Genomic DNA, 19,046 nt, shown 5'->3' on the forward strand with positions numbered 1-19,046 from the left:
TCTGAAATACGATCCCCTGTGGGAGCGAGCCTTCTCGCGATAGCGTTAGATCAGTCAACTCAACTGTTGAATGGCACACCGTTATCGCGAGCAGGTCCGTCGCCCCCACAGTCGTTTTGCGTCGGGCTTTAGATCCGCAACCCGCCATCCATCTCCAGAATCCGGCCGGTGTAGTAGTCATTCTCGAAAATGTACGCCGCCGAGTGGGCGATTTCTTCCGGCTTGCCCATCCGCTTGAGCGGAATCCCGGACGTCATTTTCTCCAGCGCTTCAGGCTTCATGCCCAACGTCATCTCGGTTTCGATAAAGCCCGGCGCAATACCCGCCACACGAATGCCGTAGCGCGCCAGCTCTTTTGCCCAAGTCACGGTCGCTGCCGCGACACCGGCCTTGGCAGCGGAGTAGTTGGTCTGACCGACGTTGCCGGCACGGGAGATCGACGAGATATTGATGATCGTGCCGTTGTTGTTCAGCTCGACCATTTTCGCCGCGACTTCACGGGTGCACAGGAACACGCCGGTCAGGTTGACATCGATGACCGCCTGCCATTGAGCCAGGCTCATCTTGGTCATCTCGCCGTCCTTGACCTTCAGCAGCAGGCCGTCGCGCAGGATCCCTGCGTTGTTGATCAGACCATGGATCGCGCCGAAGTCTTCGGCCACCTGGGCGACCATGTGCGTCACTTGCTCTTCATTGGCGACGTTGCACAGGTAGGCGCGGGCCTCGACACCCTTGGCCTTGCACGCGGCAACGGCGTCATCGAGCTTTTCCGGGTTCAGGTCAACCAGCGCAAGCTTCGCGCCTTTGCCGGCGAAATACTCGGCCATGGAGCGGCCTAAACCCTGGCAACCGCCCGTGATAATGATTACTTTGTCAGTGAGTTGCATTCGCATGCCCCGGTAACAGGTTGAAGTGGTCTTCCTGCAAGAGAGCCTCTCGATCTGCACCGGACGTGCACATGAGAACTGCCCCGATGGCGGACTGTAACTTTCATCAGTCGCCTGTCCGTTTTTTCGACGGATTCTATATAAGGAGTCATAAATTGAGCGTTGAAGCGGCCAAGAATGCCCGAGAATTGCTTCTCAAGGAATACCGTGGAGTGCTCTCGACGCACTCCAAGGCGATGCCCGGCTTCCCGTTTGGCTCGGTGGTTCCGTACTGCCTGGACGGGCAGGGTCGGCCGCTGATCCTGATCAGCCGCATCGCCCAGCACACGCATAACCTGCAAAAAGACCCGAAATGTTCGCTGTTCGTGGGCGAGCGTGAAGCCGAAGACGTGCAAGCCGTCGGTCGCCTGACTTACCTCGCCGAAGCGCAAAAGCTTGAGGACGAGGCCGCCATCGATGCGGCGGCCGAGCGTTACTACCGCTATTTCCCGGATTCGCAGAGCTACCACAAGGCCCACGATTTCGATTTCTGGGTGCTCAACCCTGTGCGTCACCGCTACATCGGCGGTTTTGGTGCGATTCACTGGGTCGATCAGCTGACACTGGCCAATCCTTTCGCGGGCAAGGCGGAAGTGAGCATGGTCGAGCACATGAATGCCGACCACGCCAAAGCCATCGCCCACTATGTCGAGCTCGCCGGCCTGCCGGACACCGAGCCGGCGCAATTGGCCGGGATCGACTCGGAAGGCATGCACCTGCGCATCGGCCAGGGGCTCTACTGGCTACCGTTCCAAGCCCCATGTAATACGCCGACACAAGTACGCGAAGCCTTGGTTTTTCTGGCTCACGCCGAGCATTGGCCGAAAAATGAAGTGGCCGACGCTTGAATTCACGCAATGGCGACGTCATCTAGGGAACACTGGCAAGGCATTCTTGCGTTGAGGAACCATTTGATGCGCCCTTTTTTATTGCTCTTTGTACTGTTTCCGGTGTTGGAGCTGTTCGTATTCGTCAAGGTGAGCGGTGCAATCGGGTTTTTCCCGGCCCTGCTACTGGTCATTCTCGGCTCGATGCTCGGCGTGTTCGTGCTGCGTATCGCCGGCCTGGCAACCGCGCTGCGTGCGCGTGAAAGCCTGAACCGCGGCGAGCTGCCGGCCCAGACCATGCTCGAAGGCCTGATGCTGGCCCTGGCGGGTGGTTTGTTGATTCTGCCGGGCTTCGTCACCGACGTGCTGGGCCTGATCATGTTGCTGCCGATCTCTCGCCGGTTGCTGGCCAATAAAATGCGCCAGCGCGCCGAAGAGGCGGCGATCCGTCAGCGTGCGTTCGCCGATGACCTTCAGCCTCGGGGCGGTCCTGCCCCGCAGCAGCCGCTGGGCCGCGAGCCGAACGTGATCGAAGGCGAGTTCGAGCACCGGGATTCCAAGTAAACCGTTTCACCTGCACGGCACCTTCGGGTGCCGTGTTCGTTTTCGGGTCATGGATGTAAAAATTTTCGATCCGCGCCCTTGTAATAAGCTTATGCGCCCTTATGTAACGGTCACCGCAAGGTTTCTGGCGATCATGCCAGACAGACTTCCGCGGTTCGCTTGACGAACCGCACCCGGCACTGCCGGATTTGTTAAACCCGCCGGGAATACACCGGCCGATGAAAACCACAATTAGGAGAGATCGACAATGAAGCTTCGTCCTCTGCATGACCGCGTCGTCGTCCGTCGCAGCGAAGAAGAAAAGAAAACCGCTGGCGGTATCGTCCTGCCAGGTTCGGCTGCTGAAAAGCCAAACCAGGGCGAAGTCCTCGCTGTAGGCCCAGGCAAAGTTCTGGAAAACGGTGAAGTGCGTGCGCTGTCCGTGAAAGTGGGTGACAAGGTTGTGTTCGGCCCTTACTCCGGCAGCAACACTGTGAAAGTTGACGGCGAAGACCTGCTGGTCATCGGCGAGAGCGAAATCCTCGCTGTTGTCGAAGGCTGATTTCCCGCTCATTTTCCCGCTACTACAAAGTATTTAAGGAATATCGATCATGGCTGCTAAAGAAGTTAAATTCGGCGATTCCGCCCGTAAGAAAATGCTCGCCGGTGTCAACGTCCTGGCTGACGCAGTAAAAGCGACCCTGGGCCCTAAAGGCCGCAACGTGATCATCGAGAAGAGCTTCGGCGCTCCGACCATCACCAAGGACGGCGTGTCCGTCGCTAAAGAAATCGAACTGAAAGACCGTTTCGAAAACATGGGCGCGCAGCTGGTCAAAGACGTTGCCTCCCGTGCCAACGATGACGCAGGCGACGGCACCACCACCGCTACCGTTCTGGCTCAGTCGATCGTCAACGAAGGCCTGAAAGCCGTCGCTGCCGGCATGAACCCGATGGACCTGAAGCGCGGTATCGACAAAGCGACCATCGCGATCGTCAAAGAGCTCAAAGCCCTGTCCAAGCCTTGCGCTGACACCAAGGCCATCGCTCAGGTCGGCACCATCTCGGCCAACTCCGACAACTCCATCGGCGACATCATTGCCGAAGCCATGGAAAAAGTCGGTAAAGAAGGCGTGATCACCGTTGAAGAAGGCTCGGGCCTGGAAAACGAACTGTCGGTTGTTGAAGGCATGCAGTTCGACCGTGGCTACCTGTCCCCGTACTTCGTCAACAAGCCAGAGACCATGACTGCCGAGCTGGACGGTCCGCTGATCCTGCTGGTCGACAAAAAGATCTCGAACATCCGCGAAATGCTGCCAGTCCTGGAAGCCGTTGCCAAAGCCGGCCGTCCACTGCTGATCGTGGCTGAAGACGTTGAAGGCGAAGCCCTGGCGACTCTGGTTGTGAACAACATGCGTGGCATCGTCAAAGTTGCAGCCGTCAAGGCTCCAGGCTTCGGCGACCGTCGCAAGGCCATGCTGCAGGACATCGCTGTTCTGACTGGCGGTACCGTTATCTCCGAAGAGATCGGTCTGAGCCTGGAAAGCACTACCCTGGAACACCTGGGTAATGCCAAGCGCGTGATCCTGTCCAAAGAAAACACCACCGTGATCGACGGCGCCGGCGTTGAGGCTGACATCCAGGCTCGCGTTCTGCAGATCCGTCAGCAAGTGGCCGACACTTCGTCCGACTACGACCGTGAAAAACTGCAAGAGCGTCTGGCCAAACTGTCCGGCGGCGTTGCTGTGATCAAGGTTGGCGCTGGTTCCGAAGTTGAAATGAAAGAGAAGAAAGCCCGCGTTGAAGACGCCCTGCACGCTACCCGTGCAGCCGTTGAAGAAGGCGTGGTACCTGGCGGCGGCGTGGCACTGGTTCGCGCTCTGCAGGCAATCTCCGAGCTGAAAGGCGACAACGATGACCAGAACGTTGGCATCCAGTTGCTGCGTCGCGCTGTTGAAGCGCCACTGCGCCAGATCGTTGCCAACTCCGGCGACGAGCCAAGCGTAGTGGTCGACAAGGTCAAGCAGGGTTCGGGTAACTACGGTTACAACGCTGCCACCGGCGAATACGGCGACATGATCGAAATGGGTATCCTGGACCCGGCCAAAGTGACTCGTTCGGCTCTGCAAGCGGCTTCGTCGATTGCCAGCCTGATGATCACCACCGAAGCCATGATCGCCGAGATCAAGGAAGACGCACCAGCTGGCGGCGGTATGCCAGACATGGGCGGTATGGGCGGCATGGGCGGCATGATGTAAGCCAGCCTTACCCCGTACGAAAAAACCCCGCCTGCGAAAGCAGGCGGGGTTTTTTATTGCCTTTGATGTGGGACCGTCCGGAGACCGAGTCGCGATGATGTCAGTTCAAACGCTAACCGCTTGTGACTTGGTAACCCGCTCAACGTTGGTAGCCGGGCGATACAGGGTGTAGTAGTACGATCCCAGACAAATGAGCCAGCAGAAAATCGCCGTCCACACGTTGTGCGAGAAAAAGTGCGCGCCCTGCATCATCCGGCTCACGGAAAACACCGTGCCCAACGTGAAGGCGAAAATAAAGGCTTTACGTGCCAGACGCGGACGCCGATCCCGCAGCACAAAGAACAAGGCAAACAGCGTGAACCCGGTCGCGGCATGCCCTCCGGGCCAGCAACGGCCGGGTTTGTCCGTCTGCGGGCGAGGGCTGAGGAGTTCGCTGTAGGTCTCATGACCGCCGAATTGTTCCAGACTCCACGGGCATTGAACCGCCGTCACCGCTTTCATCGGCGTGACAAAGGATGTCGCCAGTCCCAGGGACAGCACCATACAACCCAATTCCCGTTTGAACGGTTTGAGCCGGTCGATGAAAAAGGCACCGATGAAACCGAAAATCGCGAACACCGAGAAGGCGATGACCACTTGCTTGGCACGGTCATGCAGGATGTCTTCGAGGAAAAAACTGTGGCGCCCGATGAAGTCTCCAGCCGCCGGGTCATAGAACAGCCGGGCCAGGTCCATGTCCAGGGACGTCAGTTCGAGCAGCACCAGAATGATCGCCGCAACGACGGGAACACCCAGGCACACCCAGAAATTGAGCGGGCGAGAGGCGGGGCGGGCAAGGGTCGAAACCATGGCAGTTCCTTAGTCGGTAAGTTCTTGAGAGCGCAGCCGCGCGGAGTTTGAACCCGGTTGTGTCGCTGCTGTGTGAATCGATAGTGAAAAAGTCGTCAAGGGCTCGACAGGTTTGCCGGCAGGGTTTTCCACTGCACGCAGTCCTAGCCCTCAGCCACGCCAGGCCTTAAGCTGCGCGGGCCAAGACGGCCGTTACTGTGTACGGAGGAGGTGCCCATGCGCATTCTGTTGGTTGAAGATAACCGCGATATCCTGGCCAATCTGGCCGATTACCTGGGGCTCAAGGGCTACACCGTGGATTGCGCGCAGGATGGTTTGTCAGGCCTGCACCTGGCGGCCACCGAGCACTACGATTTGATCGTGCTCGACATCATGTTGCCCGGTATCGACGGCTACACCTTGTGCAAACGCCTGCGCGAAGACGCCCGTCGCGACACGCCGGTGATCATGCTCACGGCCCGCGATCAACTGGACGACCGCCTGCAAGGCTTCAAGTCCGGCGCCGACGATTACCTGATCAAACCCTTTGCCCTGTCTGAACTGGCTGCGCGGATCGAAGCCGTGATGCGTCGGGCACAGGGCGGCGGCCGTCGTACCTTGCAGGTCGGGGATTTGAGTTACGACCTCGATACCCTGGAAGTCACCCGCGAAGGGCGCTTGCTGAAGCTCAACCCGGTGGGCCTGAAGTTGCTGGCCGTGCTGATGCAGAAAAGCCCGCACGTCCTGCGCCGGGAAATTCTCGAAGAAGCCCTGTGGGGCGATGATTGCCCGGACAGTGACAGCCTGCGCAGCCACGTCCACCAATTGCGTCAGGTGATCGACAAACCGTTCGCCAAGCCTTTGCTGCAAACCGTGCACGGTGTGGGTTATCGCTTGGCCGAGGGCCGTGATGGAGTTTAGACAGAGCCTTGCTCAACGGATCATCATCGCCTTTGCGCTGATGAGCGCATTGGTGGCCGGGGCCTTCGCCATGGGGATTGTGGCGACCGTGCACCTGGTAGAAGAAAAACTGATTTCGGCAGGCCTCGGCGGGGATTTGCAACGCCTGCTGTTGATGGACAGTGTGTCGGACTGGAGCCATCGCCCCGAGCCGGACCAGCTGTTCTATTTCAGCGGCGGACCGGGCGATTTCGAGCTGCCCAAGGATTTGCGCCATCTTGATCCGGGTTTCCACGAAGTGTTTCGCGAGCAGCTGTCGTATCACGCGATGGTCGAAGTCGTCGATGGCCGGCGTTATGTGTTGCTGCAGGACCAGAGTGATTTCGAAGAACGGGAGCGGGTGTTGTTCGCCGTGGTGCTGGTGGGCTTCGTCCTGAGTCTGGCGTTGGCGGTATTCCTCGGCTGGATCCTGGCGCGCAAGGTGATGGCGCCTGTGGTGCGGCTGGCCCGTCAGGTGCGCCACCGCGACCAGTTGCTGGGGCTGGCGCCACCGCTGGCACCGGACTATGCCGCGGATGAAGTGGGCGAGCTGGCCGTGGCTTTCGACGCCACCCTCGGTCGCCTGCGCCAGGCATTGACCCGGGAGCGCTTGTTCACCAGTGACGTCAGCCACGAGTTGCGCACCCCGTTGATGGTGTTGGCCAGTTCCTGTGAGCTGTTGCTGGAAAACTCCGGCATCGACCAGCGCGGTCGGGCTCAGGTCGAACGAATCGCCCGTGCCTGCGAAGAGATGCGCGAGCTGGTGCAGACCTTTCTGATGCTGGCCCGCGCCCAACGTGAAGACGCCAGTATGGCGCCGCAACAGTCGCTGGCCCAGGTCGCCGACGGTCTGCTCAACCTGTGGCGCGAACCGATCGAGGCCAAAGGGCTGTCGCTGATGTTCGAACCGGGCAATCCGGACAGCACCTGCTACAACGCCACGCTTCTGCATGCGGTCATGGGCAACCTGTTGCGCAATGCGCTGCATTACACCGAACAGGGTTTCATTCGCTTGACCCTGACCACTACGGGTTTCCGGGTCGAAGACAGTGGCGTAGGCATTCCCGAGGAAAAACGCGAAGCGATGTTCGAGCCTTTCGTGCGGGGTAATGAAAAACGCGGCGAGGGCCTGGGACTGGGCCTGTCGCTGGTGCAGCGGATTTGCGAAAACCAGGGGTGGAGCGTCAGTCTGACCAACATGGAGCCTCATGGCTGTCGGTTTCAGGTGGAACTGGGTTAACCACCCTCGTACTGATCGAACGCCTGGTAATGGGTGGCCCTAAGCCATCACTTTGCTCATGTAAAACCCTGAAATAATTCGGGGGTTAACATGACAATTTTTTCACAAAGGCATGACCGGACGCTGACACGGCGCTACCTAAGGTAATTGTCATCAGACGTTCAGGAGTCCTTGATGATGGCCGCCCCGATCAAACTCGATTTTTCCGATAAATACGACGATCAGCACGCTCGGAAATACCTGCAAAAACATCAGGACGGCCTCGGTCGTCGACTGTCCCATTGGCGCGATGAACAACTGGCGCGCAAGGCACTGGCGTTGGTCGGCGAACCCGGGCTTGTCCTCGATCTACCCTGTGGTGCCGGACGTTTCTGGCCATTGCTGGCGGAAAAAACCAACCGGGTGATCATCGGGGCGGACAACTCCGAATCCATGCTCAAGATCGCTTTGCAGGCGCAACCCGCGCAAGTCGTGAAAAGGGTACAACCCTTGCACACTTCTGCATTCGACATCGCCTTGCCTGATAACGCCGTCGACAGCATTTTTTGCATGCGTTTGCTGCACCACATCGGTGAAGCCGAGCATCGACTGGCCATTCTGCGTGAATTCGAGCGCGTCAGCCGTGACAGCGTGATCCTTTCGTTATGGGTCGACGGCAATTTCAAAGCCTGGAAACGCAAGCGCTCCGAGAAAAAGCGTGAACAGGAAGGTTACCAAAATCGGTTTGTGTTACCGGCTGCTACGATCGAAAAGGAATTCGAGCAGGCGGGGTTCCGTATTCAGGAACAACTGGACTTTATACCGCTCTATGCCATGTGGCGGGTTTATGTATTACGCAAGAGGTAACTGATGGCAGTGCAATATGCAGCAGATGCGGACATCGATTCCCGGGACTTTGACTATTACTGGAACCAGCAGGGCGAATGGGTTGAAGAGCCTAACGTTCGTCGCGGTGGTGAAAGTGGTGTGCAACGCATCAGGAGCATTGATGGACAGTTGTTCTACGCCAAGCGTCAGAACGGGCATGTCTATCGCAGCTGGCAGTACCCGTTGGGTCGGCCGACGGTGCTGCGTGAGCGGGACGCGCTCATCGGGTTGAGTCGGATCGGCGTGCGTGTTCCGGAGATAATTTTCTGTGGTGCGCAGCGCGATCCTGTCCACAAGTGGCGCGCGTTGTTGGTGACCAAGGCTCTGGACGGTTTTGAGGAAATCGAGCACTGGTACGCAGGCGGTGGCCGCGAACGTCATGGCGAGGCGGTGCATGATCGCGTGCTGAAGGAACTGGCCGATAACCTGGTGCGCATGCACAAGGGGCGGTGGCAGCACAGTTGCCTCTACATCAAGCACGTCTTTGTCCGGGTTACCGGTGAGGGCGAGGCGACGAAAGTCGAAGTTGCGTTGATCGATCTGGAGAAATGCCGTCAGCGTTTGACCGCCCGTCGCGCCGCGTCCCATGACCTGAAGCAACTGCGTCGCCACTCGTCGTTCAGCACGACAGACTGGAAGAAACTCGTCTACCTTTATGAGACAGCGTTTGGCAGCGCTATCAAGGGTTTATAGCAATGAAACTCGAAATTGCACGAGGTTTGTTTTTAATAGGAGCCTTGGCAGTTGCTTCACTGGCGGTGGCGGCTTGGGAGCAGCCCCGCACGCAAGTCCTCAGTTCAGTGAACGGGGACACGCGTTGTCCGATGCCACGGGTTGCAAAGGCAACCGTTGCAACCCAACCCGATCATGATTTATTGCTGTTCATGTTCGGACTTTCTCAAGGACTGAGGCCGCAGAGTTGACCAGATTGAAGCCCAAATAAAAGGCCTCGCATATGCGAGGCCTTTTGTTTATGCCCGATGACTCGAGACCTGCGTCGACCCTTGCAGGAGCCGGCTTTCTGGCTCCTACAGGGGTCAAGCGTTTACAGGTTTATCGGGTTTAGCCAACAACGTGTACACACACGGCAATACGAACAACGTAAACAACGTCCCGATCGACATCCCCGTAGCGATCACCGTGCCGATGTCGAACCGGCTGACAGCGCCCGCGCCGGAGGCAATGATCAACGGCACCATGCCGAACACCATCGCCGCGGTGGTCATCAACACCGGGCGCAGGCGTATGGCCGCTGCCTCCTCTACCGCCTCGCGCGGCGTCAGGCCCTTTTCCTTGCGAAGCTGGTTAGCGAATTCGACGATCAGGATCCCGTGCTTGCTGATCAGCCCGATCAGCGTCACCAGCCCGACCTGGGTGTAGATGTTCATGCTCGACCAGCCGAGGAACAGCGGGATCAACGCACCACAGATCGACAGCGGCACCGTCACCAGAATCACCAACGGGTCGCGGAAACTTTCGAACTGAGCCGCCAGCACCAGGAAAATGATCGCCAGCGCCAGGGCAAACGTCACCCACAGCGCGCTACCTTCCTGAACGTACTGCCGCGATGCCCCGGCATAGTCGACGGCAAAACCCGCCGGCGCCTCTTCCCGGGCAATCTGCCGCACCGCGTCGAGGGCTTCACCCATGCTCACCAGCGGAACCCCGGAGAGAATGGCCGAGTTGAGCTGCTGGAACTGATTCAATTGCCGTGGGCGGGCCCGGTCGGAAACGGTGATCAGGGTCGACAGGGCCAGCAGCTCACCCTTGGTGTTTTTCACGTAATAGTTGTTCAGCCAGCCGGGGTTGTCCCGGAATGGCCGTTCAACCTGCGCGATCACTTTGTAACTGCGGCCTTCAATGGTGAAACGGTTGATTTCCGCTTCACCCAGCAACGTCGCCAATGTCCTGCCCAGATCCTGCATCGACACACCCATCTGCGCGGCCTTGGCGCGATCGATATCGACCACGACTTCGGGTTTGTCGAACGCCAGGTCGACGTCGACGAAGGCGAACTTGCCGGACGCCATCGCGCGTTTCTTCACCCGGTCCATCACTTGCAACAGCGACTCGTAATCGTTGGCGGTATTGACGACGAACTGAAACGGCAGCCCCTCGCCGGTGCCCGGCAGGGAGGGCAGGTTGAAGCCGAAAACCTGCAATCCCGGAATGCTCTCCAGTTTGCTCTGCACCTCGGGCAGGATTTCCATTTGCGTGCGGTCGCGCTCGTTCCACGGTTTGAGCAGGAAACCGCCAATCCCCGATTGCACGCCGTTGAAGCCGTTGATCTGGAACGAGGAGTAGTACTCGGGAAACGCCTTGAAGATGCTGATGAATTCGTCGGTGTAGGTGTTCAGGTAATCAAGGTTGGTTGGCTGCGGGGCGCTGGCCAGCATGAAGATGATGCCCTGATCCTCGTCCGGTGCCAGTTCCGACTTGGTGAAGGTGAGCAGCACCGGAATCAGGCACAGTACGATCACCGCGAACACCAGCACCACCGGCCGCGTGTTGAGCGTTCCGTGCAACAGACGCTGGTAGCGGCGCTTGAGGCCTTCGAAAATCAGGTCCAGCCGGTGAGCCAGGCCGCTGGGGTTTTCGTCGTGGCGCAGCAGGAAGGCGCACATCATCGGCGACAGCGTCAGGGCGACGATGCCGGAGATCACCACCGCCCCGGCCAGGGTCAGGGCGAACTCCTTGAACAGCGCCCCGGTGAGGCCGGTCAGGAAACCGATGGGCGCATAGACCGCCGCCAGGGTGATGGTCATCGAGACCACCGGCATGGCGATTTCCCGTGCACCCTCGATAGCCGCGTCCAGCGGGGGCTTGCCTTCCTCGATGTGCCGGTGAATGTTTTCCACCACCACGATGGCGTCGTCCACCACCAGGCCGATGGCCAACACCATCGCCAGCAGGGTCAGCAGGTTGATCGAGTAGCCCATCATCTGCATGAAGAACATCACGCCGATCATCGACAGCGGAATCGTCACCACCGGGATCACGACCGAGCGCAGCGCCCCGAGGAACAGGAACACGACCACGATCACGATCAGCACCGCTTCGAACAGGGTTTTCACCACTTCGTCGATCGAAGCCTGGATGAACAGTGTGGCGTCGTAGGCGATTTCACCCTTGAGGTTCGGCGGCAGCTGGGCCTCAAGGTCCGGCATGATCTTGCGCACTTCCTTGATCACGTCCAGCGGGTTCGCGCCGGGGGTGGCCTTGATGCCGATGTAGACCGAGGGCGTGCCACCAAAGGAGCTGATGGTGTCGTAGTTCTCCGCGCCCATTTCCACCCGCGCGACATCGCTGAGCAGCACGCGGCTGTCACCATCGACCTTGAGTGGAATCGCAGCGAAGGCTTGCGCGGATTTGAGCTCGGTGTTGGCGTTGATGCTGGTGACCACGTACTCGCCTTTCACTTCACCGGCAGCGGAAAGGAAGTTGTACTTGCGCACGGCATCGGTCACATCGCTGGCGCTCAGGCCGAAGCCAGCCAGTTTCACCGGGTCCAGCCACAGGCGCATGGCGAACACCTGGTTGCCGAGAATCTCGGCCTCGGCCATGCCCGGCAAGGTGGCAAGTTTGGGCTGGATGACCCGCGACAGGTAGTCGGTGATCTGCGGGTTGCTCAGTTCCTTGCTGAAGAAGCTGATGTACATCAGCGCCGAGGCGTCGGCGGCCTCCTTGCTCAGTACCGGGTCTTCGGCGTCCTGAGGCAACTTGTTTTTCACTTCGTTGGCCTTGGCCAGCAACTCGGTGAACAATCGGTCGCTGTTGGAACCGACGCGCGCGTAGATCGAGATCACCGAGAAGTTCTGGCGACTGACCGAGGTCATGTAGTCGATGCCTTCGGCACTCGCCAGGCTTTGCTGCATCGGTTGCGTGATGTAGCCCTGGATGGTTTCGGCGTTGGCGCCGGGGTACGCGGTGGTCACCGTGATCAGGGCGTTTTCCATTTGCGGATACTGGCGCAGCGGTAGCTTGCTCCAGGCCTGGAAACCCAGCAGCACAATCAGCAGGCTGACCACGGAGGCGAGCACCGGGCGGCGGATGAACGGGTCGGTAAAAGCCATGGGGATTCCTTGATCAGTCCGCGCGCGGCGGGCTGTTCTGCTCGGCTAAAGTCTTGTCGTCGCTGATGGCAATGTGTGCGCCGTTGTCCAGTTTGATCTGGCCGGCGGTGACCACTTTTTCACCGTTGCGCACACCTTTGGTAATCACCACCACACCGTCGCGGCGTTCACCGGTTTCGATGAAACGGCGTTCGGCGATCAGGATGGGTTCACCCTTGGCGTCTTTTTCAACCTGGCCGTCTTCGGTTTTTTTCTGTGCGACGACGTACAGCGAATTGCCGTACAGCGTGTACGTGATCGCGCTTTCCGGCACGACGACGCGTAACTGCGGGTCGGGCAATATCACCTGCAGGTTGGCGAACATGCCCGGCAACAGTTTGCCGTCGGGGTTGGCCAGGGTCGCGCGGACCTGCATGTTGCGCGTGCTGTTCTCGAGTTTCGGATTGATCGCGCTGATGGTGCCGGGGAAGGTCTGCGTCGGGTAGGCCGCGACAATGATTTCGACCGGCTGACCGATGGCGATCTTCGGCACAGACTGCTCGGGCACGAAAAAGTCGACGTAGAGACTGCTGAGGTCTTGCAGAGTGGCAATCATGGTGCCGCTGGCAAGATAGTCGCCAACGTCCACCTGGCGAATGCCGATAGTGCCGCTGAAGGGCGCAACGATGCTTTTTTTGCCGAGCGCAGCCTTGAGTTGATTGACGGTGGCTTTGCTTTTTTTCAGCACCGCCGAAAGTCGGTCGAATTCGCCTTTGGAAATGGCCTGGCTGCCCACCAGTTGGCTACCGCGACCGTAATCGAGCTGGGCCAGCCCGAGGTCGGCCTGGGCGGTTTCCAGAAAGGCAGTTTCCACGGCGCTGTCGAGACGCATGAGGGGTTGGCCGGCCTTGACCTTCTGCCCTGACTCGAACTGCAAATCGATGACGGTGCCGTCGGTTTCCAGGCTCAGGTCTACGCCTTGCAGCGCCGTGAGCGTGCCGACGGTAGGCAGGCGGGCTTGCCAGGGCCGTTCGATGGCCGTGGCCACGGCAACGCTTATAGGCGGTTTCGGCGCGGAGAAGCCTTGAATCATCGTGTAGATGGAGAAGGCTTTATAACCGGCCAGGACCAGCACGACCAGCAGAACAACACCCAACATGATCAGCATGCGGCGACGCAGCATATTTCCAGTTCCTTGGAGAAATCATGAGACAGACGGGAACATTACTCCGAGAGCGGCAGTGAATCCAACTGCCACTTTTCACAGTGCGGGGGAACAAAAAAACTGTGGTGAGGGAGCAAGCTCCCTCACCACAGGGTAGATCCACCGAAAGGGAGGTGGCGTCAGATCAAATGAAGGTGGTTGTCCCAAAGCCCCGCAGGCAGCTCCAACGGTTTAGCAACCAGATCGGTCTGGCGGCAATCGTAGTAACGGCAACGCCCTTGACCCGACGTCACGACAAAACCGTCAGCCACTGCACCGACCCCGGCGCAATCGGGAAGTGGCGCATCGAGGCGCACTTCACCGCTGTCCAGGTCCCAGATGAAAAAGCGATTGCCCCGTGGCGCGGTCAACGCGACCAGCCGCAAGTCACTGTGTACCGCGACGCTGGCGGTGTAATGCCCCATCGCCTGCAACTGGTGCTCGGGCACCGGGAACGCCACGAACGGTTGACCGGGCCGCTTGATGGCCAACAGTTCCGAAGATTCGTGGGACGGGCCCATGAATTGCTGACCGGCGACGATGGTGCCGTCACTGGCGATCCCCAGGTGCCGCACGCTGTTCATCTGCTGGGCGAGGGTTTCCTTGCTCAGTAAAGTACCGTCGCGTTGCATCAGCACCAGGCTCGGCTCCATGGCGTTCAGGTTCATCTCGACCCGGCTTTCCGCCTCGGTGCGAATCCCGCCGTTGGCCACCACCAGGGTTTCGCCATCGGGCATCCACGACACCTGATGCGGGCCGATACCGTGGGTGGACATTTCGCCACTGTGCACGAGGCGCTCGCCTTCGAACTTATACACACCGAGCAAGCCGCGACCCGGGTCGGACGTGTCGTTCTCGGTGGCGTACAGCCAGTCGCCGCTGTGGTGAATCACCGCGTGACCATAGAAATGGCGGTTCGGCTGCGAGGCTACGGTTTGCAACAGCGTGCCGTCGCGCAGGTCGATCAGGTAGCTCTCGGTGCCTGGGCGACGGGCGACAAACAGCGCAATCGGCAGGGCCGGATGATTGATGATGTCGTGGCAACGCTGACCGACCTGGGTAGCGAATACCCGTGTACCGTCCAACCGATATCCGACGGCGTAATGCTTGCCGTCCGTATCGTCCCGCGCCGAGAGCAATAGCGGGCTCTTGTCCTTTTGCTTGAACAGCGTCCAGCCGCCCAGTGTCACTGCTCCCAGCAGCAAACTACCTAACGTCAGAGCCTGTCGTCGCAGCATGGCACTCGCCCTCATCAGTCACCGTCGTTGGCGTTGAAGCCCAGTTGGATGCCCAGCGCCTTGGCCAGCTCGCCTTCGTGCAGGCGATGGACCACGTTGAGGCTGTCGTAGAGGTCGTTGAGCTGTTGGCGACCGGCGTCGTCGTTGAGCATCTCGGTCAGTGAGCGCTGGTTGCTGGCGAACAGTTTCAGCGAGGAGGCATAAGCGGTGTCGATCTTGTCGGCCAACGGCTTCTGCTCGCTCGGCAACAAGCCGCGCAGGCCTTTGTTGTCGACACCTTCCCAGACGGTTTTGGCAGCGGCGAGGCTGGCTTCGAGGCCGGTCAGGGAAGACTGGCTGCGCCATGCATCGGCCTGGAACGGTTGCGGCACGCCCTTGCTCTGACGGCCCATCGGCGTGCCGAGTTTTTTCTTCAGGCTGTCCAGGGCGGTGACCTGCACGCGCAGCAGATCGGCGATGGCCTCGTGGGAATCGGCGTAGCGCTGGTTCGGAAACTTGCTCATCTGCGCGAGCATGCCGTCGGTGTTGTTCCAGCTTTTCAGAATGTCTTCGGCCATCAGTTTCTGGCGCTCGCCAATCGCTTTCAGCAGCGGGCAGTACTTGGCTTTCTGCGCGTCGTTGGCCACGTCAGGCTTGTTGTCGAACAGGATGTATTCGTAGGCCGAGAGGCCCTGAACCACAACGCTGGATTTGGCCAGCGCCGCGGCATCGATCTGCGGCTGGGCGTCGACCAGTTGCTCGACCTGACGGCCGACAAGGTTTTTCTTGTCCGGCCAGAACTGCACCTGCCAGGCGCGATTGCCTTCAGCCAGCGGACCGATCAGCAGCGGTTGCAGCTCGGCCCAGGCTTTCTGCGCGTGCAGGAAGTCGGCGCGGGCGGTGTCGAGATTTTCCTTGCCTTCGCAGTAGGCCAGCGCGCTGACAGCCAGTTGGCGGTCGGCTTCAACCCAGCGGGTGTAGGTCGGCAGGATCACCGACTTGGCAATGGCCGCCGACGTGACAGCTTGCGGATCCTGCGGTGAGCAGGCACCAAGGGCGAGTGCGGCAAGGCTGGTGAATAACAACTTGGGACGGAACATGTCGGGCTCCCGATTCTTTATAAGTGTTTAAAGAGAATTCAAAAATGCCAGCAACGCGGCGCGCTGTTCGGCGTTGAAAGACAAAACCTGTTGCTGCGCGGCCTGCGCCTCGCCGCCATGCCAGAGCACGGCTTCGAGCAGATTGCGAGCGCGGCCGTCATGCAGGAATTGGGTGTGGCCACTGACCGCCTGCGTCAGGCCGATGCCCCACAACGGCGGGGTGCGCCAGTCGCGGCCACTGGCCTGGAATTCGCTGCGGTTGTCAGCCAGTCCGTCGCCCATGTCGTGCAGCAGCAGATCGCTGTAGGGGCGAATCACTTGATTGGCCAGCTCAGGTTCTGCCGCGTTGGCGGCAGTGGTGTATTTCGGCGTGTGACAGGACTGGCAGCCGGCCTGGAAAAACAGGCTCTTGCCGGCCAACACTTCAGGCGTGCCGACGTCGCGTCGGGCCGGTACGGCCAGGTTACGGCTGTAGAACAGCACCAGACGCAGGATGTTGTCGCTGACTTCCGGTTCGCCCTCCGGGCCATTGCCGCTGGGCGCTTGTTTGCACGCGGTTTGCGCATCGGTGCAGTCGTCCATCGGACGCAGGGTTGTGGTGAGGCCCATGTCTCCCGAAAACGCATGAACGTTTTGTTGATTGAGGTTCGGCTGCCCGGCCTTCCAGCCAAATCGTCCGAGGACGGTTTTCTGTTGGGCGTCATCCCAGACCTGGTTCGGGCGTCCGGCGATACCGTTTTTTTCTTTTGCCTGAGCCTCGGCATTGGCCAGGATCGCCTCATCGGGGATGGCTTCAAGCAAGCCGAGGCCAATCATGGGTGGCGCGACCCTGGCCGAGAAACGGGTGTCAGGGTGCATCGGACCGTACCCCAGTTGGGTGATGTTCAGGCTGGGTTTGCGCAATTCGATCTCGGTGCCGTCCTTGAAGCGGACCGGCACCGGCGTGTAGTCGACCCGCACCTTGCCTTCCGGAAGTACACCGGGGATGGCCATGTCCTGGAGTTGCCCGCCGTAGACCGGCTCGGGGACCACGCCGAGCTGTTCGATGATTTTGGCGTAGGCCGGCGCATCGGGGATCGACAGGCGCACCAGCATCGACACGGCGCTCTGCGCATCAGGCGTGGGCGGATGACCGCGGCCGTCCTTGATGTGGCAGTTCTGGCAGGCGTTGGTGTTGAACAACGGCCCGAGGCCGTCCCGGGCGGTGGTGGTCGACGGGGCGATCACCCACGGGTTTCGGAAGAAGCTGTTGCCGACGCTGAAGTCCACACGCCGGGAGGGCGGCAGATTGGCGGAGGGCAGGGAGAAGGCGTTCTGATCGGTCTTGCGCACGGTCGCGGCGCCCCCGGACCGGGCTTCACCGGGTTCGGCTTTGGTAAAACGCGGGGCGTCATCGCAGGCACTCAAGCCCAGGGCCAGAAACAGTGCGGACAAGCGAAGAGGCAGCGAGGGCATCAGACATCCTGCAAGACGAGCAAAACAAGGGCGCAAAGTCTAACAGGGCAGTGGAGATTGAATAAGAGGAATTATCGTTTGGTTGATGTGGAGCAGGGTTTTTCAAAACTGTCATCACTCTTACTGATTCAGCACCGTCCAATGTGGGAGCGGTGTTCGGACCAATAAAAAAGGCGACCCGAAGGTCGCCTTTTGTTCAGCCAGCGTTGATCAGAACTCGTGATCAGCGTTGTCCGGGTTCAGGTCGCTGATGCCCAGTTTGCCGGCGGCGGCTTCGATCGAACCGGTCTGTTTGACCAGCGAAGCGATGGCGTCACGGACGATCTGGTTACCGGCAGTGTTGCCGGCGGCGATCAATTGGTCGTAGTGCTCACCCTTGTTGGCGTGATCGACGATGACCTGCATCTTGGCTTCGGTCGCAGCCAGGTCGGCCTTCAGCGCGGTGTCGGCAGCCGGGTCGGCCTTGGCCACCAGGGACGACAGGCTGGCGCCGGTCATTTTGGTGCCGTCGACGCGGGTGTATTCGCCCAGGTACACGTTACGAACGCCTTTGGCATCGTAGAACTGCGAGTTGTGGGTGTTGTCGCTGAAGCAGTCGTGTTCGTCTTCCGGGGAGTTGGCTTCCAGGGAAACCTTCATCCGCTCGCCCGCCAGTTCGCCCAGGGACAGGCTGCCCATGCCGAACAGCATTTTGCGCAGGCCGGATTCGGCCGGTTCCGCTTCCAGGGTGGCGCGGTAGTTGTCGGCCACGTTCGGTTTCCAGTTACCGACCATTTCTTCAAGGTCGCTGACCAGCAGCTGGGTCACCGACTTCAGGTAAGCGCGACGACGATCGTTGTGACCGCCCGTAGCGCCTTTGCCTTCCAGGTAGTCGGAAGCTGGGCGGTTGCCGGCGCCAGGGCCGGTGCCGTTCAGGTCCTGGCCCCAGAGCAGGAATTCGATGGCGTGGTAACCGGTGGCGACGTTGGCCTCGGAACCGCCCAGCTCGTTCAGGCTGGCGAGTTTTTCGGGGGTGATGTCCTTGACGTCGATCTTGTCTTCGCCGACCTGAACCTGAGTGTTGGCGATGATGTTGGCCGTGGCACCCGGGTTACCCAGGGCGTGCTCGTAGGATTTGTCGACGTAGTCGATCAGGCCTTCGTCCAGTGGCCAGGCGTTCACCTGACCTTCCCAGTCGTCGATGATGGTGTTGCCGAAGCGGAACACTTCGCTCTGCAGGTAAGGAACGCGAGCTGCGACCCAGGCAGCCTTGGCGGCTTTCAGGGTGTCGGCGTTCGGCTTGGCGAGGAAAGCGTCGATAGCGGTTTGCAGGGTCTTCGCAGTGGATTCGGCATCGCTGTAAACGGCGAAGACGATGTCGGCGTAGTGCGCGACAACGGCTTTGGCGGCGGCTTCGTCGACTTTACTGGTCGCTGCGGGTGCGGCAGCCGGTGCAGCGGTGCTGGCGGAAGGAGTCGGCGCTGGAGCGGCAGCTTTGTCTTTGCCTTCGCCACAACCGGCGAGGGAAATAGCGATGGCCAACAGACTGGCGGTAGCCAGAGGCATACGAATCATGGCGAACATCCTGCTTCGAAAGGGGGGTGGAATGGCGCA

At 59.9% G+C, this 19,046-nt stretch carries 17 protein-coding genes; 9 read left to right on the forward strand and 8 right to left on the reverse strand.

What is annotated here, in order from left to right:
* Positions 1-128: 128 nt before the first annotated feature.
* The gene (locus ACM6IQ_RS00095; protein ID WP_017340556.1) at positions 129-887 is read right to left on the reverse strand and encodes an SDR family oxidoreductase; all 759 of its coding nucleotides are present in this window, start codon (positions 885-887) and stop codon (positions 129-131) included.
* Positions 888-1,042: 155 nt separating this feature from the next.
* On the opposite strand from ACM6IQ_RS00095, the gene ACM6IQ_RS00100 reads away from it, so the two are divergent.
* The 4 genes from ACM6IQ_RS00100 to groL all read left to right on the forward strand — a co-directional run bounded on the left by ACM6IQ_RS00100 (position 1,043) and on the right by groL (position 4,551).
* On the forward strand, positions 1,043-1,774 hold the full coding sequence (locus tag ACM6IQ_RS00100; protein ID WP_017340555.1) for a HugZ family protein: 732 nt from the start codon (positions 1,043-1,045) through the stop codon (positions 1,772-1,774).
* 66 nt (positions 1,775-1,840) lie between these two features.
* Complete coding sequence (locus ACM6IQ_RS00105) at positions 1,841-2,317, forward strand: FxsA family protein (protein ID WP_017340554.1); 477 nt, start codon at positions 1,841-1,843, stop codon at positions 2,315-2,317.
* Positions 2,318-2,564: 247 nt separating this feature from the next.
* Complete coding sequence (locus ACM6IQ_RS00110) at positions 2,565-2,858, forward strand: co-chaperone GroES (RefSeq protein WP_017340553.1); 294 nt, start codon at positions 2,565-2,567, stop codon at positions 2,856-2,858.
* Positions 2,859-2,907: 49 nt separating this feature from the next.
* Positions 2,908-4,551: a chaperonin GroEL gene (gene groL, locus ACM6IQ_RS00115; protein ID WP_008032122.1), complete on the forward strand. Its 1,644-nt coding sequence runs from the start codon at positions 2,908-2,910 to the stop codon at positions 4,549-4,551.
* 105 nt (positions 4,552-4,656) lie between these two features.
* Here groL and ACM6IQ_RS00120 read toward each other — a convergent pair whose 3' ends face one another.
* A complete protein-coding gene (locus ACM6IQ_RS00120) occupies positions 4,657-5,400 on the reverse strand; it encodes a phosphatase PAP2 family protein (RefSeq protein WP_414877836.1) in 744 nt (247 codons plus the stop codon).
* A gap of 216 nt (positions 5,401-5,616) precedes the next feature.
* On the opposite strand from ACM6IQ_RS00120, the gene colR reads away from it, so the two are divergent.
* The 5 genes from colR (at position 5,617) to ACM6IQ_RS00145 (ending at position 9,348) form a co-directional block, all read left to right on the forward strand.
* Positions 5,617-6,300 carry a two-component system response regulator ColR gene (gene colR, locus ACM6IQ_RS00125; protein WP_008032118.1) on the forward strand — a complete coding sequence of 228 codons (684 nt, stop codon included), beginning with the start codon at positions 5,617-5,619 and terminating at the stop codon, positions 6,298-6,300.
* The gene (locus ACM6IQ_RS00130) at positions 6,290-7,558 is read left to right on the forward strand and encodes a sensor histidine kinase (protein ID WP_017340551.1); all 1,269 of its coding nucleotides are present in this window, start codon (positions 6,290-6,292) and stop codon (positions 7,556-7,558) included. The genes colR and ACM6IQ_RS00130 overlap by 11 nt, the downstream gene beginning before the upstream one ends.
* A 177-nt stretch (positions 7,559-7,735) precedes the next feature.
* On the forward strand, positions 7,736-8,404 hold the full coding sequence (locus tag ACM6IQ_RS00135; protein ID WP_414877908.1) for a class I SAM-dependent methyltransferase: 669 nt from the start codon (positions 7,736-7,738) through the stop codon (positions 8,402-8,404).
* Between the two features lie 3 nt (positions 8,405-8,407).
* Positions 8,408-9,118 carry a lipopolysaccharide kinase InaA family protein gene (locus ACM6IQ_RS00140; RefSeq protein ID WP_414877837.1) on the forward strand — a complete coding sequence of 237 codons (711 nt, stop codon included), beginning with the start codon at positions 8,408-8,410 and terminating at the stop codon, positions 9,116-9,118.
* A gap of 2 nt (positions 9,119-9,120) precedes the next feature.
* Positions 9,121-9,348: a hypothetical protein gene (locus ACM6IQ_RS00145; RefSeq protein WP_017340548.1), complete on the forward strand. Its 228-nt coding sequence runs from the start codon at positions 9,121-9,123 to the stop codon at positions 9,346-9,348.
* Positions 9,349-9,462: 114 nt separating this feature from the next.
* Here ACM6IQ_RS00145 and ACM6IQ_RS00150 read toward each other — a convergent pair whose 3' ends face one another.
* From ACM6IQ_RS00150 to ACM6IQ_RS00175, 6 genes are all read right to left on the reverse strand, one after another.
* Entirely contained in the window at positions 9,463-12,498 is a 3,036-nt protein-coding gene (locus ACM6IQ_RS00150) for a multidrug efflux RND transporter permease subunit (RefSeq protein ID WP_414877838.1), read from the reverse strand.
* Positions 12,499-12,511: 13 nt separating this feature from the next.
* On the reverse strand, positions 12,512-13,660 hold the full coding sequence (locus ACM6IQ_RS00155; RefSeq protein WP_017340546.1) for an efflux RND transporter periplasmic adaptor subunit: 1,149 nt from the start codon (positions 13,658-13,660) through the stop codon (positions 12,512-12,514).
* A 161-nt stretch (positions 13,661-13,821) separates the two neighbouring features.
* On the reverse strand, positions 13,822-14,919 hold the full coding sequence (locus ACM6IQ_RS00160; RefSeq protein ID WP_017340545.1) for a DUF1513 domain-containing protein: 1,098 nt from the start codon (positions 14,917-14,919) through the stop codon (positions 13,822-13,824).
* 14 nt (positions 14,920-14,933) lie between these two features.
* Positions 14,934-15,998 (reverse strand): imelysin family protein, encoded by a 1,065-nt coding sequence (locus ACM6IQ_RS00165; RefSeq protein WP_017340544.1) that lies wholly within the window; start codon positions 15,996-15,998, stop codon positions 14,934-14,936.
* Between the two features lie 27 nt (positions 15,999-16,025).
* Positions 16,026-17,453 carry a di-heme oxidoredictase family protein gene (locus ACM6IQ_RS00170; RefSeq protein ID WP_414877839.1) on the reverse strand — a complete coding sequence of 476 codons (1,428 nt, stop codon included), beginning with the start codon at positions 17,451-17,453 and terminating at the stop codon, positions 16,026-16,028.
* Positions 17,454-17,663: 210 nt separating this feature from the next.
* Positions 17,664-19,007 (reverse strand): imelysin family protein, encoded by a 1,344-nt coding sequence (locus ACM6IQ_RS00175; protein WP_414877840.1) that lies wholly within the window; start codon positions 19,005-19,007, stop codon positions 17,664-17,666.
* Positions 19,008-19,046 lie beyond the last annotated feature (39 nt).

The organism is Pseudomonas sp. IT-P100, from assembly GCF_949767185.1.
Lineage (GTDB): Bacteria > Pseudomonadota > Gammaproteobacteria > Pseudomonadales > Pseudomonadaceae > Aquipseudomonas > Aquipseudomonas fluorescens_B.

What these genes read in the sequence shown, in the direction of transcription:
- colR (WP_008032118.1), top strand. Translation starts at nt 5,617, where the DNA reads ATGCGCATTCTGTTGGTTGAAGATAACCGCGATATCCTGGCCAATCTG.
- ACM6IQ_RS00105 (WP_017340554.1), top strand. Translation starts at nt 1,841, where the DNA reads ATGCGCCCTTTTTTATTGCTCTTTGTACTGTTTCCGGTGTTGGAGCTG.
- ACM6IQ_RS00095 (WP_017340556.1), bottom strand. Translation starts at nt 887, where the DNA reads ATGCAACTCACTGACAAAGTAATCATTATCACGGGCGGTTGCCAGGGT.
- ACM6IQ_RS00130 (WP_017340551.1), top strand. Translation starts at nt 6,290, where the DNA reads ATGGAGTTTAGACAGAGCCTTGCTCAACGGATCATCATCGCCTTTGCG.
- ACM6IQ_RS00110 (WP_017340553.1), top strand. Translation starts at nt 2,565, where the DNA reads ATGAAGCTTCGTCCTCTGCATGACCGCGTCGTCGTCCGTCGCAGCGAA.
- ACM6IQ_RS00135 (WP_414877908.1), top strand. Translation starts at nt 7,736, where the DNA reads ATGGCCGCCCCGATCAAACTCGATTTTTCCGATAAATACGACGATCAG.
- groL (WP_008032122.1), top strand. Translation starts at nt 2,908, where the DNA reads ATGGCTGCTAAAGAAGTTAAATTCGGCGATTCCGCCCGTAAGAAAATG.
- ACM6IQ_RS00145 (WP_017340548.1), top strand. Translation starts at nt 9,121, where the DNA reads ATGAAACTCGAAATTGCACGAGGTTTGTTTTTAATAGGAGCCTTGGCA.
- ACM6IQ_RS00120 (WP_414877836.1), bottom strand. Translation starts at nt 5,400, where the DNA reads ATGGTTTCGACCCTTGCCCGCCCCGCCTCTCGCCCGCTCAATTTCTGG.
- ACM6IQ_RS00170 (WP_414877839.1), bottom strand. Translation starts at nt 17,453, where the DNA reads ATGCCCTCGCTGCCTCTTCGCTTGTCCGCACTGTTTCTGGCCCTGGGC.
- ACM6IQ_RS00165 (WP_017340544.1), bottom strand. Translation starts at nt 15,998, where the DNA reads ATGTTCCGTCCCAAGTTGTTATTCACCAGCCTTGCCGCACTCGCCCTT.
- ACM6IQ_RS00150 (WP_414877838.1), bottom strand. Translation starts at nt 12,498, where the DNA reads ATGGCTTTTACCGACCCGTTCATCCGCCGCCCGGTGCTCGCCTCCGTG.
- ACM6IQ_RS00155 (WP_017340546.1), bottom strand. Translation starts at nt 13,660, where the DNA reads ATGCTGCGTCGCCGCATGCTGATCATGTTGGGTGTTGTTCTGCTGGTC.
- ACM6IQ_RS00175 (WP_414877840.1), bottom strand. Translation starts at nt 19,007, where the DNA reads ATGATTCGTATGCCTCTGGCTACCGCCAGTCTGTTGGCCATCGCTATT.
- ACM6IQ_RS00160 (WP_017340545.1), bottom strand. Translation starts at nt 14,919, where the DNA reads ATGCTGCGACGACAGGCTCTGACGTTAGGTAGTTTGCTGCTGGGAGCA.
- ACM6IQ_RS00140 (WP_414877837.1), top strand. Translation starts at nt 8,408, where the DNA reads ATGGCAGTGCAATATGCAGCAGATGCGGACATCGATTCCCGGGACTTT.